The sequence below is a fragment of the Pantoea sp. C1E2 genome (assembly GCF_056491465.1).
On record NZ_JBSZHT010000002.1, the window covers coordinates 2248700 to 2274473 of the forward strand.

Here is a 25774-nt window from a genome sequence, read left to right on the forward strand (position 1 = left end):
TTGTTTGGCGAATCAGCAGGGCGCGCGTAGCATAGCGCCCATGTTGTCTCGCTGTGTGACTCCCTATGTTATTTAAAACCTTCGATGGCCATAACGACCTGCTGCTCAACCTGTGGCTGCATCATCGTGACGATCCCGCTGACGTCTTTTTTTCCGGTATTGAGAAAGGGCATCTGGATTTTCCGCGTATGCAGCAAGGCGGATTTGCTGGCGGGCTATTTGCGCTCTTTGTCCCGCCGCAGCGTTACATCAACGAAGTGGCACCTCAACGTGCAAATGAGCCGTGGCAGCCGCTGGAAATTCTCAGGCAGCAACTCGATATCCTGAAAACGCTGGTGGCACAGTCCGCCGGGCGCGCGCGTTTGTGTCTGACCGCCGCGGATATCGCTGCCTGCCGCCAGGAAGGTGTGCTTGCGATGGTGGCGCATATCGAAGGGGCCGATGGATTCGATGCTGATGGCGAAGACCTGCATGCCTTTTATCAGGCCGGCGTGCGCAGCATCGGTCCCTTCTGGAACCTGCCTAACCGCTTCGGTGAGGGGGTGAACGGTGCTTTCCCGCATTCACCCGATACCGGGTCAGGCCTGACTGCTGCAGGAGAGCAGCTTATCGCTGCTGCCAATCGGCATCGCATGATGATCGACGTGTCACACATGAATGAGAAAGCGTTTTGGGATACCGCTCGGCTCTCAAACGCACCACTAGTGGCCAGCCACTCTAACGCGCACGCGCTCTGCGCCCAGCCGCGTAACCTCACTGACGATCAACTGCGTGCCATTCGCGATAGCGGCGGTGTGGTGGGTATTAATTTTGGTAACGCTTTCTTACGGCCAGATGGCAAACGCGATACTGATACGCCATTGATCGAAATTGTTAAACATCTGGATCATTTAGTTGAAATAATGGGGCCAGAAAACGTAGCATTTGGTTCGGATTTTGACGGCATCAGTGTGCCAGATGAATTGAAAGATGTGTCTGGGCTGCCGCGTCTGTATGCACTGCTCAACTCGCTCGACTATGATCATACCGTGATTGAGCAGTTTGCCTGGGGTAACTGGCAGCGTGTCCTGCAACAGATTTGGCAGGATTAGCACAATTCCCTTACCTAATCGGGGTTGATCTGACCGTTACATTGGCGCAACATCAGCCCGCGTCGTGCCTTGTTACCAGAAAATTCGTTTACTGGTGCAAGCATTTCCAGCAGAGCCTGCTCTGCGTTATTTGATTTGAGGATGAAAGTTATGTGGAAAAAACCTGAATTTGTTGACCTGCGTCTGGGCCTGGAAGTGACTCTGTACATCTCCAACCGCTAAGACTTTCTGCCCGCCGTTCGTGCGGGCATTTTATTTTTCTTTCTGGTCATCTCTCATGTTTATTAAAGTGCTCGGTTCAGCGGCAGGCGGCGGCTTTCCGCAGTGGAACTGTAACTGCGCCAATTGCAGCGGCCTGCGCAACGGTACGATTCAGGCTCAGGCGCGGACGCAATCCTCGATCATTGTCAGTGACAACGGCGAAGATTGGGTGCTGTGTAACGCATCGCCGGATATCAGCCAGCAGATCGCCCACACGCCCGAATTGAATAAAAAAGGGGTGCTGCGCGGCACGGCGATTGGCAGCATCATTCTCACCGACAGTCAGATCGATCACACCACCGGTTTGCTCAGTCTGCGTGAAGGCTGCCCACATCAGGTGTGGTGTACGCCCGAGGTCCATGCCGATCTCACCAGCGGTTTCCCGATTTTCACCATGTTACAGCACTGGAATGGCGGGCTACAGCATCATGGTCTTACGCCACTCGAACCGTTCCGCGTCGATGTGTGCCGTAACCTGCAGTTCACCGCGATCCCGATTCTCAGCAATGCGCCACCGTATTCGCCGTATCGCGATCGCCCGTTGCCGGGTCATAACGTGGCGCTGTTTATTGAAAATACCGCCAATGGCCAGACGCTGCTGTATGCGCCAGGTCTGGGTGAACCCGATGCCGTGATCATGCCGTGGCTGGAAAAAGCCGATTGCCTGTTGATTGACGGCACCGTCTGGCAAGACGATGAGCTGCTCGCCACCGGCGTCGGTAAAAACACCGGCAAAGCCATGGGCCATCTGGCGCTGGCAGAAGAGCACGGCCTGATGGCGCTGCTGGCTGCGCTATCCGCGCAACGAAAAATTTTGATTCACATTAACAACACCAATCCGATTCTCAACGAGCAGTCGCCGCAGCGTCAGTATCTGGCGCAGCAGGGCATTGAAGTGAGCTGGGACGGCATGGCGATTCATCTGCAGGAGAGTGCATCGTGATCATTACCGAAGCCTTATCGCCGCAAGAGTTCGAGCAGGCGCTGCGTGCCAAAGGCGCGTTTTACCATATTCATCATCCGTACCATATCGCGATGCACAATGGCGACGCGACCCGTGAACAGATTCAGGGCTGGGTCGCGAACCGTTTTTACTATCAGACCAATATCCCGCTGAAAGATGCGGCGATCATGTCTAACTGCCCGGATCCGGCGACGCGTCGCAAATGGGTGCAACGCATTCTCGACCATGATGGCAGCAACGGACAGGAAGGCGGTATCGAAGCCTGGCTACAATTGGGTGAAGCGGTGGGATTGGATCGTGAAGTCCTGCTGTCAGAAAAACTGGTGCTGCCAGGTGTGCGTTTTGCCGTGGATGCCTACGTTAACTTTGCCCGTCGTGCCAACTGGCAGGAAGCGGCCTGTAGCTCGCTAACCGAGCTGTTCGCGCCGCAAATCCACCAGTCGCGTCTCGACAGCTGGCCGCAGCACTATCCGTGGATCAAAGAAGAAGGGTACTTCTACTTCCGCAGCCGTCTGAGCCAGGCGAATCGCGATGTGGAACACGGCCTGGCACTGGCGCTGGAGGTGTTTACCACAGCCGAGCAGCAGAACCGTATGCTGGAAATCCTGCAGTTCAAGCTCGACATTCTCTGGACGCTGCTGGATGCGATGACCATGGCGTATGCGCTTCAACGTCCGCCTTACCACACCGTCACCGATCAGGTGTCATGGCACAGTACAAGACTGGTATAAGATGATGAACGATAATTTGATTCCGGCTTTTCGTCGTGGTTATCGCATGCAGTGGGAAGCGGCACAAGATAGTCATGTGGTGCTGTACCCAGAAGGCATGGCCAAACTGAATGAAACCGCCACGGCTATTCTTGAACTGGTCACCGGCAAGCAGGATGTTGCGGCGATTATCGCTATTTTGAACAGCCGCTTTCCGGAAGCAGGCGGCGTAGATGATGACGTGAAGGAATTCCTGCAATCCGCCGTTGAACAGAAATGGATCCAGTGTCGTGAACCTGAATAAAACCGCCACGCCGCCGCTGTGGCTGCTGGCTGAGCTGACTTATCGCTGTCCGCTGCAGTGCCCTTACTGTTCAAACCCGCTCGACTTCTCGCAACAGGAGAAAGAGCTGACCACTGAGCAGTGGATCGACGTGTTCCGTCAGGCACGCGCCATGGGCAGCGTGCAGATGGGCTTCTTGGGCGGCGAACCGCTGACGCGTAAAGATCTGCCTGAGTTGATCAAGGCAGCGCGTGATCTTGGCTTCTACACCAACCTGATCACCTCTGGTATTGGCCTGACGGCGAAAAAACTCGACGCCTTCGCCGATGCGGGACTGGATCACATCCAGATTAGCTTCCAGGCGAGCGATGAAACGCTCAACGCTGCGCTGGCCGGTTCGAAAAAAGCCTTCCAGCAGAAACTGGAGATGGCAAAAGCGGTTAAAGCGCACGGTTATCCGATGGTGCTGAACTTCGTGTTGCATCGCCACAATATCGATCAAATCGACAAGATCATTGACCTGTGCATTGAGCTGGAAGCCGACGACGTGGAGCTGGCGACCTGTCAGTTCTATGGCTGGGCGCATCTTAACCGTCAGGGCTTATTGCCAACGCGTGAGCAGATTGCCCATGCGGAAGCGGTGGTGGCGGAGTACCGTGAGCGCATGAGCGAAACCGGCAATCTCACTAATCTGCTGTTCGTCACGCCGGATTATTACGAAGAGCGGCCAAAGCCTTGTATGGGCGGTTGGGGTTCGATCTTCCTGAGTGTGACACCGGAAGGCACAGCGTTACCGTGCCACAGTGCGCGTCAGTTGCCGGTGGAATTCCCGTCGGTGCTTGAGCACAGCCTGGAAGACATCTGGTATAACTCGTTTGGTTTCAATCGCTATCGTGGTTATGACTGGATGCCGGAGCCATGCCGCTCCTGTGATGAGAAAGAGAAGGACTTCGGTGGCTGCCGTTGCCAGGCCTATATGCTGACCGGCAATGCGGATAATACCGACCCGGTGTGCAGTAAGTCACCGCATCACGGCAAAATCCTGGAAGCGCGGCGCGAAGCCACCTGCAGCGACATCAAAATCGCCCAGCTTCAGTTCCGCAATCGCTCCAACTCCGAGCTGATCTTCAAGCAGCGCGTGACCTGATGACCTCGCGCCAGCTGGTGTTAGCCAATGGCCTGCGTTGCCACCTGCATCATCAAGCTGGGGCGCGCGACGCTGCCGCGTTGATCCGCGTGCAGGCAGGCAGTCTGGACGAACCCGACCGCTGGCCGGGTTTAGCGCACTTGCTGGAACATCTGTTGTTCTGCGGTAGCGAGCGTTTTAAAGAGAGCGAGCGCCTGATGCCGTGGGTGCAACAGCGCGGTGGGCAGGTCAACGCCACCACGCAACTTAGCCACAGCGCCTTTTTTTTCCAGCTCCCTGCGGCGAACCTGTCTGAAGGTGTGCAGCGGTTGAGCGATGTTATCGCCGCGCCGCTGTTAAGCCAGCAGTCTATTGAGCAGGAAGTGGCGGTGATCGATGCGGAATGTCAACTTCTGCAACATCATGCCGACACGCTTTGTGAAACGGCCCTGGTGGATGTGTTGGGTGGGGCATTTCAACGTTTTCGCGTTGGTAATCAGCAGGCTTTTGGTGACAACGTCACGTTATTGCAGGTTGCGTTGCGCGACTTCCATCAGCGCTTTTATCACGCGAGTGCCATGGAGTTGTGGTTACAGGGCCCGCAATCGTTGGATGAGCTGGCGCAACTCGCGCAGCGTTTTTCTTCGCTCAGTTCAGCTAAAAGCAAACACGCAAACCCAACACCCACACTGCCTCCAGACGACGCGATGTTGCAGCTATCAGGTGATGAAAGCTTCTGGCTAACGCTGATGTTATCGGGTGATGAACACACGCTACGTGACAACGTCACCTTGCTCAGCGTATTCTGGCAAGATGAAGCGCCGGGCAGCCTGCTGAACGCGCTTAGAGAAGCTGGATTGTGCGATACGCTACAGGGGCAATGGCTGTGGCAGGATGCGCAGCACGGTTGGTTAGCGCTGCGCTTCAGCGGGCCTAAAATCAGTGCGGAGCAGGCTCATCACATTGAACACTGCTTCTGGCAGCATTTAGAGGCCATCAAACTTTGCTCCTCTGAGCAACAGCAGCATTATGCGCAGCTGGCGCGGCACGATTTTGCCTGTTTATCGCCACTGGAGCAGTTGCGAGGCCGGGCGCTGGGCTTTGCGCCTGCCGATTATGTGCCGCAGGGTTTCAGTGCTTTCATAGCCGCATTGGCGCAGGTGCCTTGCTCACGCTTGCTCACACAGCAGCAGCTGGACTCGCCAGAAAGCGTCCAGACGCAAGGTTTCACGCTGCTGCGCAAAAAAGGGCTGCCGCAAAGCCCGAGCACATTCCCAACGCCTGCACTCTTTTTCTATCCCACTGCGCAACCGGCCGTATGGCCCCCGTTATCGCCGATAGCGATGCCGCTGCCGCGTTTCGCGCCCCGACAGCAGGTTGAAACCTTGCTGTTGCGACCCGCCTTTTACCACACGCTGAGTGATGCCGAAGCGCAGGCACGGCAAACCCGACTGCGTCCAGTGCTGGCGGAGTTGCGTCATGCAGGAGGCAGTGGCAGTTGGCAGCAAAGACAGGGCATCTGGCAGTTGGTGCTGAATCTGCCTGCATGTGAGTCACAAGCTTTGCTGGCCGTGCATCACGCACTTGAGGCATTGAACCTGACACCCCAGCCAAAACCGCTGCCGCCTGCCCAAACGATCGTGATTCGTCAGCTTCTCGCTGCCTTACCGAATCAATTGATTGCCCCGACCATTGACGCTCAATGGCTGGCAGCATGGTGTGGCAAACACACGCATTTACATCAGCGTGTGTCGCATTTACTCAGCGACTTCGCACTCGATTTGGCAAACTGTGTTCAGCCGCCGCGCTTGCAACGAGGTATTAAGCCGATTCCTTGTACCGGAGGCGATCAGGCACTGCTGCTGTTTATTCCGCTGCCGCTGGCTGATGACAGGCATTTAGCCGCATTGCGCGCGCTGTCGTTGCTGCTGGAACCACGCTTTTTCCAGCGACTGCGGGTCGATCAGCAGATTGGCTATGTGGTGTCGGCGCGCTACCAGCGCGTGGCGGATGTCGATGGGCTGATGCTGGCACTCCAGTCGCCACAGATTCCATGGCAAACGCTGCTGGGACACTGCAAACGCTTCTTACATGAGACCTTGGCAGAGTTAGGCGCCATCTCGCCGCAAACTCTAGCGGCCTGGCAAGCCACGCTGCGCGAGCAGTGCGATGCCAGCGATAATGCGGAAGCCGCACTGCAGGGGCTGCGGCAACAGCAAGGATTGCCGAACCTCACGCGTGATGCGGTTGCATCCCTGACGTTGCCCCTAATCCAGCAGCTTCATACCCGATTAATGCGCGAACGCCGCCGCTGGCGAATTCTCATCGCGGTAGAAAAGCCGTAAAACTTTCACCACTGTAAATTATTACCCACTGATATTTTTGAATATATTTGAAGGTCACGGGCAAATCTCTTCACTATTCCTCGGCCCGGGATTCCGAGACACTCAATAGATTCTCCCGATCTAAAAGGAACTCTGAGTGAAAAACGTTACACGCCTGGTCCTGCCGTTGCTGGCAACCGCTGCTTTGTATGCACCCGTTTCACAGGCTGCGGCTATGCATTATGACCTCGATCCCGCGCACACCTCGGTTATTGTGACCTGGACGCACTTCGGTTTCTCCCATCCAACGGCTGACATCCCCAACAGCAAAGGTACGCTGGTATTTGATAAGGATCATCCAGAGCAGTCGCGCGTGGATGTTACATTGCCGGTTTCACAGATTGATTCACATGTGCCCGCGCTGACCAAAGAGTTTCTCGGCGCGGAATATTTTAATACCGCCAAATATCCCTCAGCCGTTTTCCACAGCACCAAAGTGGTGGCGAAGGGCGATAACAAGTTTGATGTGGAAGGCAATCTGACACTGAAAGGCATTACTAAACCGATCACGCTGCACGCCACACTGAATCAGCAGGGCATGCACCCGATGGTGAAGAAGCAGGCGATTGGTTTTGATGCTACAGGCGTGATCAAACGTTCGGACTTCAAACTGGATAAGTATGTACCAGCCGTAAGCGATGATGTGACGCTGACCCTTTCCACCGAGGCGTACGCAAAGTAATTCGTTCTGCATGCCAGACAAGTAAGGTTGCGCATCCTGTTTCTGGAAAGGGGGCAGGATGCGTAACCACTGAGAAGATGAGACGGTTTTAGGTTATGCCTTTACGCCCAATACTTCTTCTTGCTGGTCTTTCCTACGCCGGGATTGCAGCTATTGGTCGGATCCAACTGCTTCCAGTGGGCCACGTGCTCACACGACGCCTGATAGAGATGTCCGACATTATGCTCAGCCGGATATTTCGCACCGCGCTGTTCAAGATAGACTTTCACCGCCTCTTTAAACGCCTTCGCATCCACCCCTTCCTTCAGCACATAATCCTGATGATTCACATAACAGAAAAAGTGTCCGCAGCAGGAGTCGACTTGTACCTGTGCCGCCAGATGCTCCGGAAGGGTGATTCGCCAGTCATCGTCATTGCGACGCAACGCCACGTCAAACGCCACCAGACGCTCATTCGGGTTGTAACCTAGCGCATCACAATAAGAGATGGTGCACCCGCCCACGCCAAAACGCACCAGGAAGGCATCCGCGGCTTCGCGTGCGTTGCAATGGAAAAAGCCGCCGTTCTTCTCAGCAAAGAATCGTTGCAACAACGTCTGCAACTCGCGGGTCTGCTGCGCATCGACCTTGATCATCAGATGGTGTTGATACTCATCGCGGTAGGCCATGATGCGCGGGGCGATAAAGCTCGGCGTCAACTGGTTAAAACATTGCAGTGCCCGATCAACAAAATTACGCGGCAGGAAAGGGAGATGACTGACACGCACATCCCATTTCGCTTTATTTCCCATCATCTTAGGAATAGCCTGCGGGCCGAGTTTACGAATCGCCAGATACATATGTTTGGCGTAGCGCACGGTTAAATCGAACGCGTTGCGATGAATGTATTCGGCCTGCAACGGCAGTTCGGACATTTCGGTGAGGAGAAATCGGCGCAGTGCTACCAACTCTCTTTCATCGTGAGTGCCAATATAGAAGGTATCGCTGCCCGCGCTGGCTTCAAAAGTGGGCAAACGCACCGCAAATACCACCACCTTGCCTGCGCTGCCGGAACTGTCGTGCAGGTAACGCAGATCGCCGTTGAAGCGTGAAGGGGAGTCGGCGGTGACATCCCGCAGGCGATCGGCGTAATCTTCGGCCCAGATTTTGCCCTGCCAGTCGGGTTGATCGCCGGTCTGATACTGTTGCTCAACCAAATTCTTAAGCATCGCTTCGGGTGTTTCACCCAAATCGATACCCAGATGATTCACCATTTCCAGGCGACCATCGTCATGAATGCGGGCAAACAGTGATTTCTCGGTAAATGCAGGGCCCCGGCGAATCAGTGAACCGCCAGAGTTATTGCAGATACCGCCAACCACTGACGCGCCAATGCAGCTGGAACCAATCACCGAGTGCGGTTCGCGTCCCAACGGTTGCAGCGTCTGTTCCAGTTCGGTCAGTGTAGTGCCGGGGAAGGCGATCACCTGGCGCGCCTGATCGATCACCTGTACACCCTTAAGCAGGCGAGTGCTGATGATGACCACGTCGCGATCGTAATCATTGCCATCCGGGGTTGACCCGCCGGTCACGCCGGTATTCGAGGCTTGCATCAAAATAATGGCACCCTGTGCCACGCAGACTTCTAGTGTTTGCCACAGATGCTGCACGCTTAGCGGCAGCACCACCGCCAACGCTTCGCCTCGGCCCACACGAAATCCTTTGGTGTACCTGGCTTTGTCATCGGCGTGGGTCAATACCTGTTTGTCGCCCACTATGCCAGCGAGCTGACGCAACATCTCCTGCGAGTTGGTCATAATTTCTCTTCTTCGTCATTTATTTGCTGCGATATTGGACAGCCAGATAAACGTGACGTCAATCATTCATCGGCACTGATCAAGAAATAACGCACTGAATCATTATCCCTTTATCTTTCGTGGGGAAACGTCTGCGTTCCTATAAAAATGCGTGGGCAATCACAATTCGGATCGAAAGAAATGAAGCTGGCGAAGCGATTAAACGGCCTGTGCATTTTACAGTGCAAAATAAATTTAACTAAATGATTTTAATGACTTTATAGATTAGTGCTCTAAATATCCAATGTGATATATATCACATAAAATTAAGTTTCAGGGACGGTGTCAATGATCCGGGCAGATAAATTCATAGTGAAAATGTGATCTTCATTGCAAATAGAAAAGTCGTTCACCGGAAGAATGGATGTCAGACGCACAGCATACGGATGGATGACAATGAGAATTGGCATAGTGATCAGCGGTGGCGATGTAACCGGAATCAATAACTTCGTGTTTCAATTATCACGCATGACGCAGGCGAATATGGTGTTATTTAATGGCGGCATTCCGGGATTACTGGAAAATCGTCATCAGGAAATATCGCAGCGTGATTTGGTGGATTACGCCATCACTTCTATTCCGGTTATGCAGTCAGGGAGAACTACAAGGAAATTAATTCGTCCGGAATATGAAATTATCACTAAACACCTCAAAGTGCTGCGTATCGATGTATTAATCATGGCCGGGGGTGATGGCTCATTACAATTCCTGCATACGTTGAGTGAATTTGGCGTGAATTGCTTTGGCGTGGGCATGACCATTGATAATGACGTTTTCGGCAGTGACTACACCATTGGTTTTTCCACCGCCTGTGAGCAGGTATTAAAAGAAGTCTCGAAATTAAGAAATACCGGCCGCGCGTTAACCGGTCGCGTATTTATGGTGGAACTACTCGGTGGCTATTGTGGCGAGTTGACGCTGCAATCGGCGATTAAATCGAATGCTGACTTCGCACTGATTCCAGAGTGTCAGATTCCGCCGCAGGAGCTGGCAGACCGCATCAAACAGCGCCTTGCCGCGCAGAACAGCGTAGTGATTCTCTGCTCTGAAGGTTACACGCGTGAATATTCACCGGGCTTTCAGGGAGCAATAGATACCTTAATTAAACAGATTGAACCGCTGATTGGTGTACGTATTCGTAAAACTATCATCGGTTACGGCTTGCGTAGTGGTGACCCGACCTGTGAAGAGATTTATCAAGGCACCATTATGGCCAGTGAAGTTGCGCGCTGCATTCAATCGGGGATGCGCAACAAAGCGGTGATTATTAATGGCAGTAATCGACCGATACCGATTGATCTTATAAGCATGAAAAAACGCCTGGTTGATACCGAAGGGCATCATTACAAACTCGCTAAACAACTGCATATTCTGTGAGGAAAACACCATGCTGAAAATATTATGTGTCTGTGGATGTGGTCTGGGTTCAAGTTTCGCTATTGAAATGAGCGCCAAATCCGTATTAAAGAAACTCGAAATTGAAGCGGATATTGATCACACCACGATTTCAGAAGCCAATGCTTTTAAGTCCGACATGATTCTAACCCAAAAAGCCTTTGCGGATGTCCTGAATGCCGATGCCAGCCCCGAGCAAATCAAACGGGTGATTATTCTAAATAAGCTGACCGACAAGGCAGAAATTGAAGAAAAAATCGTGGCGTTTATGAAAGAACGTAATCTGAAGGTTTCTAACCATGAATAGTGTGATCGACTTCCTGGTAAAAGACTTATTAGGGCAGGCATCGATTCTGATCGCCTTTATTGCCCTGATTGGTCTGCTACTGCAGAAAAAATCCGCAGGTAAGGTGGTGGAAGGCACCTTTAAAACTCTGTTGGGCTTCTTAATCATGATGGCGGGTATCAACATTATTGTGGGTACGCTGACCTTCCTGAACACCATCTTCACCCACGGTTTTGGCATGAAGGGTTATATCACCGACGTTGCCGCCATTGCCGGGTTAGCGAGCCGCGAGCTGGGCTCAGAAGTGGCGCTGACATTGTTGGTGATCTTTATCGTCAACATCATCATCGCGCGTCTGACGCCGTTCAAATACATCTTCCTCACCGGGCAAGCGCTGCTGTGGATGGCGACCATCGGTGCGGTGATTGGCTATAAAGCGGGGCTGACAGGTTTACCTTTGATCCTTACCGGTGGCATTTTCGGCGGCATTATGGCGGTAGTGATGCCTGCGCTGGCACAACCTGTGGTACGTCGTATCACGGATTCTGACGACGTGGCACTTGGACACTTCTGCACCATCGGCTATCTGCTGACGGCGGCAGTGGCGAAAGTGGTGGGCAAAGGTTCTCGCTCGACGGAAGACCTTAAACTGCCGGACAACTTTAAGTTCCTGCAGGACACCTATCTGTCGATGGCAGTGGTAATGGTGCCGATGTACCTGATCCCAGCCGTGGCAGCAGGTCCGGAATTTATTGGTCAGTACAGCAACGGCATGAACTACCTGATGTATGCCTTCATGCAATCGATTCAGTTTGTTGCCGGCGTGTTCGTGTTGTACAGCGGCGTGCGTTTACTGCTGAACGAACTGGTGCCAGCCTTCCGCGGTATCGCCATGCGCCTGGTCCCGGATGCTAAGCCCGCACTCGACTGCCCGGTGATGTTCCCTTACGCGCCGAATGCCGTGATCGTCGGCTTCCTGGCGACAACGCTGGGTTCTGTGGTCGGCATGCTGGTGTTCCCAATGTTTGGTCTGGCGATGATTTTGCCAGGGCTGCTGACCAACTTCTTTGCCGGTGGCACTGCAGGCGTGTTTGGTAACGCGCTGGGCGGACGTCGCGGCGCAATGATCGGCGGTTTTGTGCACGGCCTGTTCATCACTTTCCTGCCGGCCATTCTGGTGCCGATGCTCGAAAGCTACGGTTTCACCGGTGTGACCTTCAGTGACTCTGACGTCATCAGTACCGGCCTGGTATTGGGACATGCGTTCCAGGGCAACTGGTTGTTCGTCGCGCTGTTTGTTCTCTTCATCACTCTGATCGCCTGGTTTGTTAACGGAAAATCCCCTAAATCCCACGAGGAAAAGCTTCATGAAACTTTATAACTTTACCGATCTGTTACAGGTGGCTAAAGAACGTGAATTTAAAGCGCTCGGTTCCTTTAATTTGCACTGCCTGGAAATGTTACCGGCCTTTTTTAAAGCAGCAGAGAAAACCAACAGTCCATTAATGATTCAGATCTCAACCGGTACGGCGAAATATCTCGGACATAAATTATTAGTCGATGCGATTTGCTCGTTATCAGAAAGTCGTAATGTGCCAACGTGCCTGCATTTGGATCACTGTTCAGATCTCGATGCCATTCAAACGGCACTGGACGCCGGATTCAGTTCAATTATGTATGACGGCTCGCATTTATCGATTGAAGAGAATATTGCCAATACCCGTCGCGTAATTGATATGGCGCGTCCACTGCACGTCTCAGTAGAAGCGGAACTGGGTGCGATTGGCGGCTCAGAAGACGGTAAAGAAGTGGAAATGAACGATGCTTCCTTCACCACCGTAGATGATGCCAAACGCTTCGTCGAAGAAACCGGCGTGGATATGCTGGCCATCTCCATCGGCACCGTACACGGGTTGTATACCGGTAAGGCACACATTCAGCATCAGCGTCTGGCGGATATCACGGATGCCACCAAAACGCCTCTGGTACTGCATGGCGGCACCGGCGTGAGCGATGAAGATATGCGTCTGGCCGTGCGCAGCGGTATCGAAAAGGTGAACGTCGGCACGGAAATGAACGTGCAGTGGGTGGCAAACTGCAAGCAGACGTTTGAAAAAGGCCGGGTGAACGACAGCGTGCGTAATTTCCTGGTGCCCGCTAATGATGCCGTAACCAATGTGCTGGTAGAAAAGATTTCACTGTTCCGTTAATCTCGACTCACTCATGATGTAATAAACCTGAGGTGCCCTGGCGCCATTCGGGGCAGGAGACGCTATGTTTGGATTCTTGAAAAAGGGCTCGGAGAATAAGAGCCAGGATTCACAAGAAATAGATCTTCAGGCAGAAACCATCAGTGGAAAAATTAGCGAGCTGGAACAACAGCTCGCTGTTAATCCGCAGGCGGTCGATACGCAGAAACAATTAATGCTGGAATATAATCGCGCATTAAATATCTTTGCGAAAAGCCGCCGTTTTCGTCAGGAAATTGATCCGCTGTTCGTTAAAATTGATGAACTGCGCAACACCATCCGCAAGTCAATTTAAGGAGGCAGTATGAGTATTAAACGACTGCTGCAAGAAGCGAATGCGATTCAGGTGGGGATCAGCGCCACGGACTGGCGTGAAGTGATCGCGCTGGCCGCGCAACCGTTGGTTAGCGGTGGATATGTGAAAGATTCGTATCCAGAGGCGGTGATTGCCAATACGCTAACGCACGGTGCTTATTATGTATTTGAGGAAGGGATCGCGATTCCGCATGCGCGCCCAGAGACCGGCGTGCTCAAGGATTGCTTCAGCATGATTCTGCTGGATGAGCCGATATCGTTCGAGGGCAGTGACAAAGCCGACATCGTGATTATGTTCGGTGCGCGTGACAGCAATGCTCACATTGAAGAAGGCATTCGCGCGATTGTTTCACTGCTGGAGGATGAAGAAACGCTGGTGCGGTTACGCCGGGCCAGCAGCGTCGCGGAGGTGATAGAAATCCTATGACTTCTCACACTGAAGAAAAGGTCGTGGTGCTGGTCAACGGCATTCCTGCATCGGGTAAAAGCACGCTAACACGGGCCATGGCGCAACAGTTTGGTTTTCCAGTGCTGACGCTGGACAGCCTTAAAGAACCGTTTATGGCAAGCTTTGCGCCAGTGGATCGTCTGCGCAACCGTCAATTGGGCTGTGCCGCGTATCAGGCGATTTGGAAGGTCGTTGGACAAGCGCCCAGCTGCTGCGTTTACCTGATTGACGCCTGGTTTGGCTTCCAGCCCAAAGACGTGTTGCAGCAAGGGTTGCAGCAGGCGGGTGTTACCCGGGTACTGGAGCTGTGGCTTTCAATCACACCAGATGAAGCGGTGGCGCGTTATCAGTTACGACTCACCGATCGTATGCCGGGGCATCCGGGTGCCGAGTACCTGCCTGAACTGCGTAAGCTGGCGGAAACGGCGCAGCCGATGGCGCTCGGGCCGGTGTTGCAACTCGATGCCTGCGATCCTGACGAGGGCGCTGCGACGGCCTGGCTGCAACGGCAACTGCGTTTACCAGTGAATGCTCAACCCGCTTTATCCGCTTCAGGCTGAAAGAAGGCCGCCAGCAGGGCGCTGAACTGTTGATCGTGTTGTTGATCATCAGCCAGCTGGCGGCAGATTTCACCAAGTGCTCGATAGAGTTGATCGGTGGCCAGTTCGCCCTGATTCAGCGTGGCAATCTCATCCATCTCCGCCGCCCAGCGCCAGGCCTTCGGCAACATATCCGGCGTGGCTTTCGCCATTCTTTGCAGCAGAGCCTGCTGGCTCTCCTGCATCTCTTCACGTAACGCATCCGCAGCACCCACGCGGCTGGCGTTAATCAACATTGCCGAGGTCAGCAGAGTGATACCTTTGTTGATACCGGCGTAAGCCATCTTCAATGCCGAAGCGGCACCGTTTTCAGCGTTCATCACCCGTACGCGCAATCCATAATCACTTAACTGCGACAGTTTGTCGGCATGGGGCCCTGCAAACCAAAAACGTGGCCCGGAAGGATTCTGCTCGCCCGGGGGCAAGCCAATAATCGCCGCGTCAGCAAAGGGTGTGCCGGTGCTTTCGATCACCTGCGCCACCTGCTTTAGCGTTTCCGGACTGATGGCGTTGCAATCTACATACAGCGGCTTATGTGCGGCAGCTTGCAGAAGCGGGGCCATCTGCTGTGCCCAGCTGAGTGCCGATTCGGGCGGCAGGATTGAAAGGATAATATCGGCCTCGCAAATCGCCTCTGCGCTGCAGTTGGCAATATTGGCCTGATGTGCACGCTGTTGAGATTGGGCGGAGCGTTGGCTCAACGGGGCAATCACCCGCGCCCCGTGTTGGGCAAGTACACCCCCGATGGCCGCGCCCATCGCGCCGGGTGCGGCGATAGCAATGGTTGTCATCACGATAACTCCTTTAGGCTTCATGTTCTCAGTATGGAACGTGCGAAAAGGATCGTGCGCAGGGAAGTGCAAGCAAATACAACCGTTAACCCGGCGAAAAGATTCGCGTACTGAGAAAATCGATTAACGCGCGAACCTTAGGTGAAGGGTGCTTACTGGCCGGCCACAGCAGATGAAACACATTGCGGTGACAGGCATAATCGCTGAGGACTTCAACTAACGTGCCTTGCGCGAGGGCTTCCCGCACTGAGAAATCCGGCAGCATGGCGATCCCTAAACCTCGCATCGCAAAGCAGACGCGCGTCTCAATGTTGTTACACACCATGCTCTGGGGTAAGGCCAGCTCATGTTCATCTTCATAACCGCGCAGCACCCAGCGTTCCAGCTTGCCGGTGGTGTTGAAGCGATAATGCAGACAGGCATGTTGCTGTAACGCTTCGGGCGTCTGTGGCGTACCGTGACGCGCCAGATACTCGGGTGACGCAACGGCAACAGAATAGGCGTAACCTAACTTGCGCGCCGAAAGGCGCGAATCCGTTGGCGGTCCACCCCGCATCACCGCGTCATAGCCTTCGGCAATCACATCCACCAGACGATCGCTAAAATCGAGATCCAGCTGAATATCAGGATAAGCCGCCATAAAATCACCCAGCGCGGGCAGAATCAGTGAGCTGACGATAGGCAGGCTAAGTTTTAATCTCCCGGTCGGACGTTGTGCAGCCTGAGACAACTCGCTTTCAGCTGCTTCAATCTCAGCAAGAATGCGCCTGCTGCGCTCCAGAAACAGCGTGCCTTCAGCGGTGAGGGTGATGCTACGCGTACTGCGATGAAACAGCCTCACTCCTAACCGGTCCTCCAGACGGGCGATACTTTTCCCAACCGCCGACGCCGTAATCCCCAGATGTCGTCCCGCGGCTACAAAGCTGCGTGTTTCCGCCACCTGAACGAACACCATAAATCCATTGAGGCTGTCCATCTCGACCCCTTATTCAGGACAAAAATGTCCGGTGAGTCATGAAATGTACCCTACTTTTTCCGCAATCGGGAAGTGGCTACCTTAATCGAACTCATGAATCAGGAGCGAAAATAATGCAAAAGATACTTCAGCAGGTGATGCAAACGGCGCTGGATGAACAGCGTCTGGTAGGGATGGAGGTGATGGTGAAGCGCGATGGCGTAACCCTGTTCCATCAGGCAGCAGGCTATGCCGATCGCGAAAACCAACGACCGATGACTGTGGGCGAGCGTTTTCGCCTCGCCTCCGTCAGCAAGCCGATAGTCAGTACTGCGGCGATGGTGCTGGTCGCAGCAGGAAGGCTGTCACTGGATAGCGATATCACGCGCTGGCTGCCAACGTTTAAACCGCTGCAGCCTGATGGCAGCAGGGCGCTGATCACGTTGCGTCAACTGCTGAGCCACAGCGCCGGTCTCAGCTATCGTTTCCTTGAAGCCACACCAAATGGACCCTATGCGCGGGCGGGTGTCTCAGATGGAATGGATGCAACCCCATTATCCCTGCAGGAGAATCTTCAGCGGCTTGGCACTGTCCCCTTGCTATTCGCACCAGGAACTGCGTGGTGCTATTCACTGGCGACTGATGTTGTGGGGGCGATTATTGAACAAGTCCAGCAACAGCCATTGCCTGAAGCCATACATCATCTGGTCACCGGGCCACTCGGGATGAAAAAGACGGGCTTCTCACTGCCAGCCGATCAATCTGTGGCAACCGCTTACGTCAGCGACCAGCCGCGTCCACATATCTTGCGTGAGGGAGAAGTGGTGGCACCGTTTGAAGGGACGGTAGGTATCCCGTACAGCCCTGCACGCGTATACGATCCTCAGGCGCTTCCATCCGGCGGTGCAGGCATGGTCGGAACGGTCAGCGATCTCATGACGCTGTTGGAAATGCTGCGCCACGGAGGCAGCACTTTATTGCCAGCTGAATGGGTAGCAGAGATGGCGCGTGATCAAGTCAGCCAGCACGTATTGCCGGATATGCCCGGGGTCGGTTTTGGGCTGGGCTTCTCGGTATTGCGCGATCCGCTGCTGGCGGGCTCACCTGAATCCGTTGGCACCTGGCGATGGGGTGGCGCTTACGGTCATGCGTGGTTTGTCGATCCGCAACAGGCACTGAGTGTGGTGGCCTTTACCAACACGCTTTACGAAGGCATGTCCGGACAATTTGTTAATGACCTGCGCGATGCCGTTTACCTGGCGATACAGGGGGCCCAATGAGCGCACGTCTACCCCTAGTGCCTCTATTAACACTCAGTCTGGCGGCGTTTGTCACCATCGTTACCGAAGCCTTGCCCGCCGGACTACTGGCGCCCATGGCGCAAGACTTACGGGTTTCAGTGGCTGCTGCGGGCCAGAGTGTATCGACCTATGCGATAGGTTCTTTCCTGGCGGCCATACCGTTGATGGCTATGTTGCAGGGCGTGCCGCGACGTCGCCTGCTGCTATTGGCGCTAGTGGGATTTACCCTTGCCAACGCGGCAACCGCGCTGGCGAGCAGTTATCCGTTAATGCTGGTGTCTCGGGTACTGGCCGGGATTGCAGCGGGTCTGCTGTGGGCGCTATTGGCGGGTTATGCCGCCGCCATGGTGCCGCCTGAGCAGAAGGGCAAAGCTATCGCGATAGCAATGGCCGGTACGCCACTGGCGCTGGCGTTCGGCGTGCCGCTGGGAACCCTGGTGGGCAATGTCATCGGTTGGCGCCTGAGTTTTGCCGCACTGAGTGGTTTATCGCTTCTGCTGATGCTGATATTGCGGCTGACTGCGCCTGAGCGGCCAGGGCAGCTGGCGCAGCAGCGTTTGCCTTTGCGCCAGGTGTTAATGCTTCCCGGTGTGGCAAGAGTGCTCATGCTGGTGCTCTGTGTCGTACTGGCGCACAACATTCTCTACACCTATATCGTGCCGTTTTTACAACCTGCCGGACTGGCAGCCCGCGCCGACGCGGTATTGCTGCTGTTTGGCGTCAGTTCGCTGATCAGCATTTTTATCACTGGCTGGTGGGTGGATCGCTACTTACAGCCGATGCTGTTGATCAGCACTCTGTTGTTTATGGTTGCCGCACTGTTGCTGCAACTGTTTCCCGCCACGACAATGGCGATCTGGTTAGCCGTGATGCTGTGGGGATTGGCGTTTGGCGGAGTGGCCACACTGTTTCAAACCGCGATGGTGGAGCATGCCGGTAAAGCGGTGGATGTTGCACAGTCGATGCTGGTCACGATATGGAATCTGGCGATTGCCGGTGGCGGAATCATCGGTGGTGCGTTATTGAAAAGCGTCGGCGTCAGTAGTTTTGCCCCTGCGCTTTTATTGCTGATGGCAATGGCGCTGTGGGCGATTTGGCGAGGTAGAAAGCGTGCCGTTCGCGCGTATGCTAATCCCGGGGCGTAATAATAACCGCATGATTTGATAAGGCATATTTTGCAGTCTCAACCAGGCTTGATGGATGTTCCGCATCCATCAAGGAGACCTTTATGAAAATCGATTTGCACGGTAAAACCGCATTAGTCACTGCATCAACAGGCGGCATTGGTTTTGCGATTGCTCAGGGATTGGCTGAGAGTGGTGCCGAAGTGGTGCTTAACGGGCGCAGTGAAGCCTCAGTGAGCCGGGCGCGTGAGAAGCTGAATGGATTGGTGGCGGGAGCCAAAATTCATACTTTTATTGCCGATCTCGGCAGCGCAGAGGGTGTGAAGCAGTTGCTAAACGGATTACCGCCCATCGATATTCTGGTCAACAACGCGGGTATTTACGGACCACAGGATTTTTACGCCACCGATGATGAAACCTGGGAGGCCTACTGGCAAACCAACGTGATGTCGGGTGTGCGACTGTCTCGCGCCTTGCTGCCGGAGATGGTGAAACGCGGTTGGGGTCGCGTGGTGTTTATCTCTTCTGAATCGGCGCGCAATATCCCCGCCGATATGGTGCATTACGGCGTGACCAAAACTGCGCAACTGTCCCTGGCGCGCGGTTTGGCGAAAGTGGCGGCGGGCAGCGGCGTGACGGTGAACAGCGTGTTGCCAGGACCAACGCTCTCCGATGGCTTTGCTGCAATGATGGAAGAGGAAGTGAAACGCACCGGAAAATCACTGGAGGTTTTGGCAAAAGAGTTCGTGATGGCCCAGCGTCCGAGTTCGGTAATCCAGCGCGCTGCCACAGTGGAAGAGGTGGCGAATATGGTGGTGTATGTCTGTTCGCAACAAGCTTCAGCCACCTCCGGCGCGGCATTGCGTGTCGATGGCGGTGTGGTGGACGATATTGTTTAACGATCAATAACACCGACAAAACCGTAGCGGCGAGATTTATCTCGCCCTCTAACAGCAATCAAGCTGCCAGAGGACAACGCATTGTGCCGCTACGTTAAGCACAGGCAAGAACACTAAGACAAAAGTTTACACTGCAATGCTTGGTGTTTCTGCTGCATGTGCATAAAATGCCCGCACTTTACTCTGGGGCGATGGCATGACCAAATCATCACAACGCGCAAAATGGATTCTGGCACTGCTCTGTCTGGTGCTGGCGTTTTGTCTCGCCCAGCGTAGCTTTAACTTGCCCACTGCATCGCAGACCACCATCAGCGCGTCATCCATCAGTGATGTCGATTCTGTCGGTGGTGAAAAACTCTGCTCAATCAGCGCTAAATCACTGCACGCGGCTGCGCCAGTTATCGACAGCACCATGCCATTTCTGTTGATGGTAATCGCATTACTCACCACGCTGTTCTCATCTAAGCCAACAACAGGCTATCGTCGTGAGCCTCTCTTTCCGCCCGTACAGCGGCGGCATCTGACCTTCTGCGTCTTCCGGGAATAACATTACGCACTCCATCGCGTAAACCTTGTTATTCACCGGAGAAAAAATATGAACATCCTTATCAGGGGCCTGTTGCTCCTGTTGACGTGCTACGCCAGCGTGGCGCAGGCCGCTGACAGTGGCTGGCTGCGCAATGCGCAAAATAGCCACGCCGAAGTGCGTTTGCGTAGCGCCAGCCAGGGCGATAACGCACAATTGTTGCTGGATATCCGCCTGGAGAAAGGCTGGAAAACCTACTGGCGATCGCCGGGCGAAGGTGGCGTGGCCCCTGCAATCCGTTGGCAAACCCCCGACGTCAACGCGCAGTGGCATTGGCCCGCACCCGCACGTTTCGACGTCAGTGGGCTAACGACGCAAGGTTATAAAGGCAACATCACGCTGCCGATTGCGCTGGAAAACGTGCCGAGTCAAACCTTATCAGGCACGCTGACGCTCTCCACCTGCAGTGACGTCTGTATCCTGACCGACTTTCCGTTCAGCCTCGATCTTTCGCAAGCCGCTGATGGCGATTTTGTCCGTGACTATGCGCAGGCATTAGGCCAAATACCGCCTGAAAGCGGGCTGACCGATCAACTGCAGGCAAGCTATGGCCAGGGTGAATTGCAGATTCGTGCGCAACGGCAGGAGGGTTGGGATAAGCCAGAACTGTTCTTCGATTATCCGCAAGGCAGCATGCTAGCTGCACCGCAGATCAATGCCGAAGGCGATACCTTAACGGCGCGCGTGGCGGTCACCGATGAGTGGGGCGAAACAGCGCCCGATTTGCGCGGTAAAACCTTGTCGCTGGTGGTGGCAGACGCGGGCATCGCTCAGCAGAGTTCAGTCATGATAGGTTCTGAGCCGCTGGTATCTGGCAGCGGAACGCAAACCCTCTGGTCGGTGATGTTGCTGGCGCTGCTGGGTGGCTTGATCCTCAATCTGATGCCTTGCGTGCTGCCGGTGCTGGCGATCAAACTCAGTAGCCTCGTGCAGCAACAGGGGCAATCACGCCGTCAGACCCGCCAGCAGTTCCTCGCGTCCAGCGCTGGAATTCTGTTCTCGTTCCTGCTGCTGGCCGCCTTAATGACCGGTCTGCGGCTCAGCGGCCAGGCGCTGGGGTGGGGCATCCAGTTCCAGAGCAGTGGGTTCCTGCTTTTGATGGTACTGGTGATGTTCCTGTTCACCGCCAGTTTGTTCGATTTGCTGCACTTCCGTTTGCCCTCCAGCTTCAACACCAAACTGGCAACGCAGGGCAGTAACGGGCTGCTGGGTCATTTTGGCCAGGGGGCGTTTGCCACCTTATTAGCGACGCCGTGCAGCGCGCCGTTCCTGGGTACCGCCGTGGCCTATGCGCTCACTGCACCTTTACCGCAGCTGTGGCTGCTGTTTGCCGCATTGGGTATTGGCATGAGCCTGCCATGGCTATTGGTTGCGGCATTGCCAGGTTTAGCGCGTTGTCTGCCGCGTCCGGGTCGCTGGATGGTGCATCTGCGCACAATGCTCGGCTTATTGATGCTGATCGCCACCTTCTGGCTGGTCTCACTGTTGATCCCGCATTGGGGGGAGACTTTTGCCATGGCACTTGGCGGAGTCTTGCTATTGGTGATGTGTGCCTGGCTGGTGCAGCGTCGCGCTTTGCAACAGGCTGGCGTGGTGTTTATCACCCTGCCGCTGGCAGGTGCCGTGTTCCTGATGACGCGTATCGCGCCAGAGGAAGAAACGCTGTACTGGCAGCCACTGACCGAAGCGGCGATCAATCAGGCGCTGGAGCAAGATAAACGTGTGTTTGTCGATGTTACCGCCGACTGGTGTATCACCTGCAAGGTGAATAAATCCCGCGTGCTGAATCAACCTGACGTACGCGCCGCACTGAAAGCCGACGATGTGGTGCTGCTACGCGGTGACTGGACCCAACCCGATCCAGCCATTGGCGAATTCCTGCGCAAGCGCGATCGTGTCGCCATTCCTTTTAACCAAATTTATGGCCCGGCACTGCCGCATGGCCACATTTTGTCACCGCTGCTGAGTCGTGAAGCGGTGATTTCAACTCTCTCTGAGGCCAAAAAATGATGAAAAAATCCCTGTTACTGCCACTGATGTTCCTGACGCTGCCTGCACTGGCGGCTGCACCTTTTACCCCAGAGCAGGAGGCGCGTATTAAAGAGCTGATTCGTGAAACGTTGGTGCAGAACCCGGCAATTCTGGCCGAAGCGGCGGATGCCTTTGATAAAGAAGCAGCGAAACAGCAGCAGAGCGTTGTCGCGCAGATGGTGAAGAAAAACCACGATGCCTTGTTTAACGACGCTGGCTCGCCGCGCATCGGTGCAGAAAAACCGGCGCTGACGCTGGTGTACTTCACCGACTACAACTGCGTGTTCTGCAAGAAATTCGATGCGGACATCGAGAAATTGCTGAAAACCTATCCGCAGGTGGGGGTGGTGTTGAAACCACTGCCGTATCGCGCCGAAACATCGCTGACCTCCGCGCGGCTGGCGTTGACTGTCTGGGAGCAGCAACCTAAAAACTTCCTGAAATTGCATGAGCGCTTAATGGCGAAAAAGGGTAACCACGACGAAGCGAGCATTGCAGCGGCGCTGGATAAAACCGGTATTAAGCTGAAAGAACCCAGCAAAGCCAGCCTCGACACCATCAACGAAAATCTGACGCTGGCGCAGCAGTTAGGCGTTCAGGGCACACCCGCCACGCTGGTGGGCACTGAGTTGATCAGCGGCGCGGTGCCTTATGCGCAACTGGAAGCGGCGGTGAAGGGCGCGCTGCAGGCGAAGCCATGACGCGCATTAAGCGCTGGCTGCGTGAAGCGTTCTGGCTGGTGCTGATCGCCGCTGCTGTCATTTGGGGTATGGATTGGCTGCGATCTCCGCAGTTGCCTGCCGATCTGGCGCAACAGCCGCTAACGACGCTGCAAGGCGAAGTCAATCTGGCCACATTAAGCCAGGATAAGCCGGTGCTGGTGTATGTGTGGGCCACCTGGTGTGGAGTGTGCAAACTGACCACGCCAACGGTCGCGGCGCTGAGCCAGAACGGTACGCAGGTGGTGAGTGTGGCCTTGCGTTCTGGTGATGACTCGCGTGTCGCCACCTGGCTGGAGAAGAAAGGTCTGCGTGGTCCGGCGGTTAACGATGAAAACGGTGCAGTGAATCAACGCTGGGACATCAGCGTGACACCGACCTTTATCGTATTGCAGCAGGGCAAAGTGGTCAGCACCACCACCGGCTGGAGCAGCAGTTGGGGATTGAAATTGCGGCTCTGGTGGGCGGAAAAATTTAGCTAACACAAGTGTGCACGCCAGATCGGCAAAACCAATACGTTGGCTGTCAGTTTAGGCGATTTATTAGTTAAGCTGTTACTTTCCGAAGTGGCAGCTTTTTTTTTGCGCATTAAGGCGAATGCTATCCAGTCACCTCTGAGCTACCCGCCGTTTTTGTATCCTTTTGACAACACGCACAGAAGTTAATGAGCAGGCACCGCGTTAGCGGCGCGAGGACCGCCAGCCCCAAAGCGGCCCCAGACTGCGTTAATGCTGATCGATTAACAGACAAGCGGCAATCCAGCAGGCACTCATGCTCTATCCAGGGATGCACCTGAATGTGTATCCGTTATCTACCGCGCTCCGAGAAAATCCTCGCGCTGCGGCGTAAAGGTATCCAGCAGCGTACCCGCTTGCAGACAGACGCAACCGTGCACCACATTGGGCGCTTTATATAACGTGTCTCCGGCTCCGACCTCCTGAGTAACCCCATCAATCGTGAAAGCGAAACGTCCCGACAGCACATAGGTCAGTTGTTCATGTGGATGATGATGCAACGGTCCAATAGCATCCTCTTCAAAGGTCACTTCGACCGCCATCATTCGCCCACCGTGGGCCATGACTCGTCGCGTCACGCCGTTGCCGAGGTCTTCCTGAGTGGTTGCACTTTTATAAATAAACATGGGTTATCCTCTCCAGTGACTTCATCAATGTGTGACATGCCTCACATCGAAAGAGACATTTCAGGCTGCATTTTAGCGCACCTTGATTAAAATGAAACGGTGTTTCAAATTAATCTGAGGACGGATCATGAAAATTGCTTTGATGATGGAAAATAGCCAGGCCGCAAAGAACGCAACCGTATGGAAAGAACTGCAAACTGTCGCGCAACCGCTCGGCCATGAGGTGTTTAACGTCGGCATGAGCGACGAGCAAGATCATCATCTGACCTACATTCACCTCGGTATCATGGCCAGCGTGTTGCTGAACAGCAAAGCGGTGGACTTTGTGGTCGCCGGTTGCGGTACCGGACAAGGTGCATTGGTGTCGCTCAACCTGCATCCTGGCGTGGTGTGTGGCTACTGTATCGATCCTGCTGATGCCTATCTGTTTGCTCAGATCAACAATGGCAACGCGCTTTCGCTGCCGTTCGCCAAAGGTTTTGGCTGGGGTGCAGAACTGAATCTGCGCTTTATCTTTGAGAAAGCCTTCACCGGCGAAAAAGGTCTGGGTTACCCGCCAGAGCGCAAAGAGCCGCAGGTGCGCAATGCGGGCATTCTCAATGAAGTCAAAGCCGCGTTGCTAAAAGACAATTACCTGGATTCACTGCGCGCGCTGGACCCTGAGTTGGTGAAAACTGCCGTGAGCGGGGCGCGTCTGCAGGAGTGCCTGTTCGAGCACGGACAGAATCAGGATATTGTGCGATACGTGCGTGAATTGTTGTAAAGCAGCACAGCTAAGCGTCAAATCAGGTGCGCATCGATGCGCACCTGATTAAACATTTTGCGTTGTCGTTAAAGCCACCTTAAACGTTTAGGTTCGACTCGACTCCACCAGCATCTGCGTATAACCCACTTGCGCCCGATTCCCCACCAATGCATCGATATCCAGTGTCTCCAGCACTTTCCCGTGCTGCATCACCGCAACCCGATGACACAAATGCGCCACCACGCCGAGATCGTGCGTCACCATCAAATAGGTGAGATTTTCCTGCTGCTGCAAATCACTCAACAGGTTCAGGATCTCCGCCTGTACCGACACGTCCAGCGCTGAGGTTGGCTCATCCAGTAATAACACGCGCGGTTCGAGGATCAACGCACGCGCAATGGCCACACGCTGGCGCTGACCGCCAGACAGCTGATGCGGATAGCGGGTCTGCCATGCCCGGTTCAATCCAACCTTTTCCAGCATCGCAATGACGCGCTGCGTACGTTGTCCGATACCGTGAATATGCAGCGGCTCTTCCAGAATATCGCCAATGGTGTGGCGTGGATGCAACGAGCCGTAGGGATCCTGAAATACCATCTGCACCTCGCGACAGCGGGCGCGAGCAATACGATGCTCCAGTTTTTGCCCGGCAATCGCAAGTTCACCATCCCAATGGGTAAACAGCCCTGCAAGACACTTAAGCACCGTGGTTTTCCCCGATCCGGACTCGCCGACCAGGCCAAAAATTTCCCCTTCACGCACCGACAAATTGACGTCATACAGCACCTGATTGCGCTGCTCATCCTCGCCGAAGCTGAGGTTAAGGTGACTCACACGGATCATCTCGTTCATGC

At 54.5% G+C, this 25774-nt stretch carries 28 protein-coding genes; 23 read left to right on the top strand and 5 right to left on the bottom strand.

The genetic code is table 11. The annotated features are described in order from the left end of the window. Window positions 1-65: 65 nt before the first annotated feature. From ACXI0A_RS10950 to ACXI0A_RS10985, 8 genes are all read left to right on the top strand, one after another. Complete coding sequence (locus tag ACXI0A_RS10950; protein WP_476148894.1) at window positions 66-1091, top strand: membrane dipeptidase; 1026 nt, start codon at window positions 66-68, stop codon at window positions 1089-1091. A gap of 150 nt (window positions 1092-1241) precedes the next feature. Then, on the top strand, window positions 1242-1313 hold the full coding sequence (gene pqqA / locus ACXI0A_RS10955; protein ID WP_010617686.1) for a pyrroloquinoline quinone precursor peptide PqqA: 72 nt from the start codon (window positions 1242-1244) through the stop codon (window positions 1311-1313). A gap of 55 nt (window positions 1314-1368) precedes the next feature. Then, window positions 1369-2295 (top strand): pyrroloquinoline quinone biosynthesis protein PqqB, encoded by a 927-nt coding sequence (pqqB, locus tag ACXI0A_RS10960; RefSeq protein WP_476148892.1) that lies wholly within the window; start codon window positions 1369-1371, stop codon window positions 2293-2295. Beyond that, the gene (pqqC, locus tag ACXI0A_RS10965) at window positions 2292-3047 is read left to right on the top strand and encodes a pyrroloquinoline-quinone synthase PqqC (RefSeq protein ID WP_224928615.1); all 756 of its coding nucleotides are present in this window, start codon (window positions 2292-2294) and stop codon (window positions 3045-3047) included. Before pqqB ends, pqqC begins: the two co-directional genes overlap by 4 nt. A 4-nt stretch (window positions 3048-3051) precedes the next feature. After that, window positions 3052-3330: a pyrroloquinoline quinone biosynthesis peptide chaperone PqqD gene (gene pqqD, locus ACXI0A_RS10970; protein ID WP_224928612.1), complete on the top strand. Its 279-nt coding sequence runs from the start codon at window positions 3052-3054 to the stop codon at window positions 3328-3330. Then, window positions 3317-4456 carry a pyrroloquinoline quinone biosynthesis protein PqqE gene (gene pqqE / locus ACXI0A_RS10975; protein WP_479485254.1) on the top strand — a complete coding sequence of 380 codons (1140 nt, stop codon included), beginning with the start codon at window positions 3317-3319 and terminating at the stop codon, window positions 4454-4456. The genes pqqD and pqqE overlap by 14 nt, the downstream gene beginning before the upstream one ends. Then, entirely contained in the window at window positions 4456-6780 is a 2325-nt protein-coding gene (gene pqqF / locus ACXI0A_RS10980; RefSeq protein WP_476148889.1) for a pyrroloquinoline quinone biosynthesis protein PqqF, read from the top strand. Before pqqE ends, pqqF begins: the two co-directional genes overlap by 1 nt. A 136-nt stretch (window positions 6781-6916) precedes the next feature. Further along, window positions 6917-7501 carry a YceI family protein gene (locus ACXI0A_RS10985; protein ID WP_476148888.1) on the top strand — a complete coding sequence of 195 codons (585 nt, stop codon included), beginning with the start codon at window positions 6917-6919 and terminating at the stop codon, window positions 7499-7501. Window positions 7502-7602: 101 nt separating this feature from the next. Here ACXI0A_RS10985 and dld read toward each other — a convergent pair whose 3' ends face one another. Beyond that, on the bottom strand, window positions 7603-9297 hold the full coding sequence (gene dld, locus ACXI0A_RS10990; protein WP_476148886.1) for a D-lactate dehydrogenase: 1695 nt from the start codon (window positions 9295-9297) through the stop codon (window positions 7603-7605). A 435-nt stretch (window positions 9298-9732) separates the two neighbouring features. Here dld and ACXI0A_RS10995 point away from each other — a divergent pair, with 435 nt between their 5' ends. The 7 genes from ACXI0A_RS10995 (at window position 9733) to ACXI0A_RS11025 (ending at window position 14589) form a co-directional block, all read left to right on the top strand. After that, window positions 9733-10713, top strand: a complete 981-nt coding sequence (locus ACXI0A_RS10995) for a 6-phosphofructokinase (protein WP_476148885.1) — start codon at window positions 9733-9735, stop codon at window positions 10711-10713. Window positions 10714-10723: 10 nt separating this feature from the next. Then, window positions 10724-11038, top strand: a complete 315-nt coding sequence (locus ACXI0A_RS11000; protein ID WP_476148883.1) for a PTS sugar transporter subunit IIB — start codon at window positions 10724-10726, stop codon at window positions 11036-11038. After that, the gene (locus ACXI0A_RS11005) at window positions 11031-12398 is read left to right on the top strand and encodes a PTS sugar transporter subunit IIC (RefSeq protein ID WP_224928594.1); all 1368 of its coding nucleotides are present in this window, start codon (window positions 11031-11033) and stop codon (window positions 12396-12398) included. The genes ACXI0A_RS11000 and ACXI0A_RS11005 overlap by 8 nt, the downstream gene beginning before the upstream one ends. Continuing rightward, window positions 12385-13227 (top strand): class II fructose-bisphosphate aldolase, encoded by an 843-nt coding sequence (locus tag ACXI0A_RS11010; RefSeq protein WP_224928591.1) that lies wholly within the window; start codon window positions 12385-12387, stop codon window positions 13225-13227. The genes ACXI0A_RS11005 and ACXI0A_RS11010 overlap by 14 nt, the downstream gene beginning before the upstream one ends. A 64-nt stretch (window positions 13228-13291) precedes the next feature. Then, on the top strand, window positions 13292-13561 hold the full coding sequence (locus tag ACXI0A_RS11015; protein WP_034827286.1) for a hypothetical protein: 270 nt from the start codon (window positions 13292-13294) through the stop codon (window positions 13559-13561). Window positions 13562-13570: 9 nt separating this feature from the next. Next, on the top strand, window positions 13571-14008 hold the full coding sequence (locus tag ACXI0A_RS11020) for a PTS sugar transporter subunit IIA (protein WP_224928588.1): 438 nt from the start codon (window positions 13571-13573) through the stop codon (window positions 14006-14008). After that, window positions 14005-14589, top strand: a complete 585-nt coding sequence (locus ACXI0A_RS11025; RefSeq protein ID WP_476148881.1) for a P-loop nucleotide/nucleoside kinase family protein — start codon at window positions 14005-14007, stop codon at window positions 14587-14589. Before ACXI0A_RS11020 ends, ACXI0A_RS11025 begins: the two co-directional genes overlap by 4 nt. Here the strand turns inward: ACXI0A_RS11025 and ACXI0A_RS11030 are convergent. Both ACXI0A_RS11030 and ACXI0A_RS11035 read right to left on the bottom strand, forming a co-directional pair. After that, on the bottom strand, window positions 14562-15419 hold the full coding sequence (locus ACXI0A_RS11030; RefSeq protein WP_476151077.1) for a DUF1932 domain-containing protein: 858 nt from the start codon (window positions 15417-15419) through the stop codon (window positions 14562-14564). The two genes, ACXI0A_RS11025 and ACXI0A_RS11030, sit on opposite strands and share 28 nt — an antisense overlap. A gap of 85 nt (window positions 15420-15504) precedes the next feature. Further along, window positions 15505-16395, bottom strand: coding sequence for a LysR substrate-binding domain-containing protein (locus ACXI0A_RS11035; protein WP_476148879.1), 891 nt, complete (start codon window positions 16393-16395; stop codon window positions 15505-15507). A 113-nt stretch (window positions 16396-16508) separates the two neighbouring features. Here ACXI0A_RS11035 and ACXI0A_RS11040 point away from each other — a divergent pair, with 113 nt between their 5' ends. The 7 genes from ACXI0A_RS11040 (at window position 16509) to ACXI0A_RS11070 (ending at window position 23516) form a co-directional block, all read left to right on the top strand. Beyond that, entirely contained in the window at window positions 16509-17654 is a 1146-nt protein-coding gene (locus ACXI0A_RS11040; protein WP_476148877.1) for a serine hydrolase, read from the top strand. After that, window positions 17651-18820, top strand: coding sequence for an MFS transporter (locus tag ACXI0A_RS11045; RefSeq protein WP_476148875.1), 1170 nt, complete (start codon window positions 17651-17653; stop codon window positions 18818-18820). The genes ACXI0A_RS11040 and ACXI0A_RS11045 overlap by 4 nt, the downstream gene beginning before the upstream one ends. Window positions 18821-18903: 83 nt before the next feature. Next, the gene (locus ACXI0A_RS11050; RefSeq protein WP_224928571.1) at window positions 18904-19698 is read left to right on the top strand and encodes an SDR family NAD(P)-dependent oxidoreductase; all 795 of its coding nucleotides are present in this window, start codon (window positions 18904-18906) and stop codon (window positions 19696-19698) included. Window positions 19699-19894: 196 nt separating this feature from the next. After that, the gene (locus ACXI0A_RS11055) at window positions 19895-20245 is read left to right on the top strand and encodes a hypothetical protein (protein ID WP_224928568.1); all 351 of its coding nucleotides are present in this window, start codon (window positions 19895-19897) and stop codon (window positions 20243-20245) included. 48 nt (window positions 20246-20293) lie between these two features. Beyond that, window positions 20294-22294: a cytochrome c biogenesis protein CcdA gene (locus ACXI0A_RS11060; RefSeq protein WP_476148872.1), complete on the top strand. Its 2001-nt coding sequence runs from the start codon at window positions 20294-20296 to the stop codon at window positions 22292-22294. Continuing rightward, a complete protein-coding gene (locus ACXI0A_RS11065; RefSeq protein ID WP_476151075.1) occupies window positions 22294-23016 on the top strand; it encodes a DsbA family protein in 723 nt (240 codons plus the stop codon). The genes ACXI0A_RS11060 and ACXI0A_RS11065 overlap by 1 nt, the downstream gene beginning before the upstream one ends. Then, entirely contained in the window at window positions 23013-23516 is a 504-nt protein-coding gene (locus ACXI0A_RS11070; RefSeq protein WP_476148870.1) for a thioredoxin domain-containing protein, read from the top strand. The genes ACXI0A_RS11065 and ACXI0A_RS11070 overlap by 4 nt, the downstream gene beginning before the upstream one ends. Before the next feature lie 329 nt (window positions 23517-23845). Here ACXI0A_RS11070 and ACXI0A_RS11075 read toward each other — a convergent pair whose 3' ends face one another. Then, window positions 23846-24175 carry a cupin domain-containing protein gene (locus ACXI0A_RS11075; protein ID WP_476148869.1) on the bottom strand — a complete coding sequence of 110 codons (330 nt, stop codon included), beginning with the start codon at window positions 24173-24175 and terminating at the stop codon, window positions 23846-23848. Window positions 24176-24302: 127 nt separating this feature from the next. Here ACXI0A_RS11075 and ACXI0A_RS11080 point away from each other — a divergent pair, with 127 nt between their 5' ends. Continuing rightward, complete coding sequence (locus ACXI0A_RS11080) at window positions 24303-24938, top strand: RpiB/LacA/LacB family sugar-phosphate isomerase (protein WP_224928557.1); 636 nt, start codon at window positions 24303-24305, stop codon at window positions 24936-24938. 87 nt (window positions 24939-25025) lie between these two features. On the opposite strand, the gene ACXI0A_RS11085 is transcribed toward ACXI0A_RS11080, so the two are convergent. Then, window positions 25026-25763 carry an ATP-binding cassette domain-containing protein gene (locus ACXI0A_RS11085; protein WP_476151073.1) on the bottom strand — a complete coding sequence of 246 codons (738 nt, stop codon included), beginning with the start codon at window positions 25761-25763 and terminating at the stop codon, window positions 25026-25028. Window positions 25764-25774: the final 11 nt, after the last annotated feature.

Excerpts from the sequence above, each read along its gene's own strand:
- ACXI0A_RS11085 (WP_476151073.1), bottom strand. The coding sequence starts at position 25,763 with ATGATCCGTGTGAGTCACCTTAACCTCAGCTTCGGCGAGGATGAGCAG.
- ACXI0A_RS11070 (WP_476148870.1), top strand. The coding sequence starts at position 23,013 with ATGACGCGCATTAAGCGCTGGCTGCGTGAAGCGTTCTGGCTGGTGCTG.
- pqqD (WP_224928612.1), top strand. The coding sequence starts at position 3,052 with ATGAACGATAATTTGATTCCGGCTTTTCGTCGTGGTTATCGCATGCAG.
- ACXI0A_RS11010 (WP_224928591.1), top strand. The coding sequence starts at position 12,385 with ATGAAACTTTATAACTTTACCGATCTGTTACAGGTGGCTAAAGAACGT.
- ACXI0A_RS11065 (WP_476151075.1), top strand. The coding sequence starts at position 22,294 with ATGAAAAAATCCCTGTTACTGCCACTGATGTTCCTGACGCTGCCTGCA.
- dld (WP_476148886.1), bottom strand. The coding sequence starts at position 9,297 with ATGACCAACTCGCAGGAGATGTTGCGTCAGCTCGCTGGCATAGTGGGC.
- pqqB (WP_476148892.1), top strand. The coding sequence starts at position 1,369 with ATGTTTATTAAAGTGCTCGGTTCAGCGGCAGGCGGCGGCTTTCCGCAG.
- pqqF (WP_476148889.1), top strand. The coding sequence starts at position 4,456 with ATGACCTCGCGCCAGCTGGTGTTAGCCAATGGCCTGCGTTGCCACCTG.
- ACXI0A_RS11055 (WP_224928568.1), top strand. The coding sequence starts at position 19,895 with ATGACCAAATCATCACAACGCGCAAAATGGATTCTGGCACTGCTCTGT.
- ACXI0A_RS11075 (WP_476148869.1), bottom strand. The coding sequence starts at position 24,175 with ATGTTTATTTATAAAAGTGCAACCACTCAGGAAGACCTCGGCAACGGC.
- ACXI0A_RS11050 (WP_224928571.1), top strand. The coding sequence starts at position 18,904 with ATGAAAATCGATTTGCACGGTAAAACCGCATTAGTCACTGCATCAACA.
- ACXI0A_RS11040 (WP_476148877.1), top strand. The coding sequence starts at position 16,509 with ATGCAAAAGATACTTCAGCAGGTGATGCAAACGGCGCTGGATGAACAG.
- ACXI0A_RS10950 (WP_476148894.1), top strand. The coding sequence starts at position 66 with ATGTTATTTAAAACCTTCGATGGCCATAACGACCTGCTGCTCAACCTG.
- ACXI0A_RS11005 (WP_224928594.1), top strand. The coding sequence starts at position 11,031 with ATGAATAGTGTGATCGACTTCCTGGTAAAAGACTTATTAGGGCAGGCA.
- ACXI0A_RS11015 (WP_034827286.1), top strand. The coding sequence starts at position 13,292 with ATGTTTGGATTCTTGAAAAAGGGCTCGGAGAATAAGAGCCAGGATTCA.
- ACXI0A_RS11000 (WP_476148883.1), top strand. The coding sequence starts at position 10,724 with ATGCTGAAAATATTATGTGTCTGTGGATGTGGTCTGGGTTCAAGTTTC.
- ACXI0A_RS11020 (WP_224928588.1), top strand. The coding sequence starts at position 13,571 with ATGAGTATTAAACGACTGCTGCAAGAAGCGAATGCGATTCAGGTGGGG.
- ACXI0A_RS11030 (WP_476151077.1), bottom strand. The coding sequence starts at position 15,419 with ATGACAACCATTGCTATCGCCGCACCCGGCGCGATGGGCGCGGCCATC.
- ACXI0A_RS10995 (WP_476148885.1), top strand. The coding sequence starts at position 9,733 with ATGAGAATTGGCATAGTGATCAGCGGTGGCGATGTAACCGGAATCAAT.
- ACXI0A_RS11045 (WP_476148875.1), top strand. The coding sequence starts at position 17,651 with ATGAGCGCACGTCTACCCCTAGTGCCTCTATTAACACTCAGTCTGGCG.
- ACXI0A_RS11025 (WP_476148881.1), top strand. The coding sequence starts at position 14,005 with ATGACTTCTCACACTGAAGAAAAGGTCGTGGTGCTGGTCAACGGCATT.
- ACXI0A_RS11035 (WP_476148879.1), bottom strand. The coding sequence starts at position 16,395 with ATGGACAGCCTCAATGGATTTATGGTGTTCGTTCAGGTGGCGGAAACA.
- ACXI0A_RS11060 (WP_476148872.1), top strand. The coding sequence starts at position 20,294 with ATGAACATCCTTATCAGGGGCCTGTTGCTCCTGTTGACGTGCTACGCC.
- ACXI0A_RS11080 (WP_224928557.1), top strand. The coding sequence starts at position 24,303 with ATGAAAATTGCTTTGATGATGGAAAATAGCCAGGCCGCAAAGAACGCA.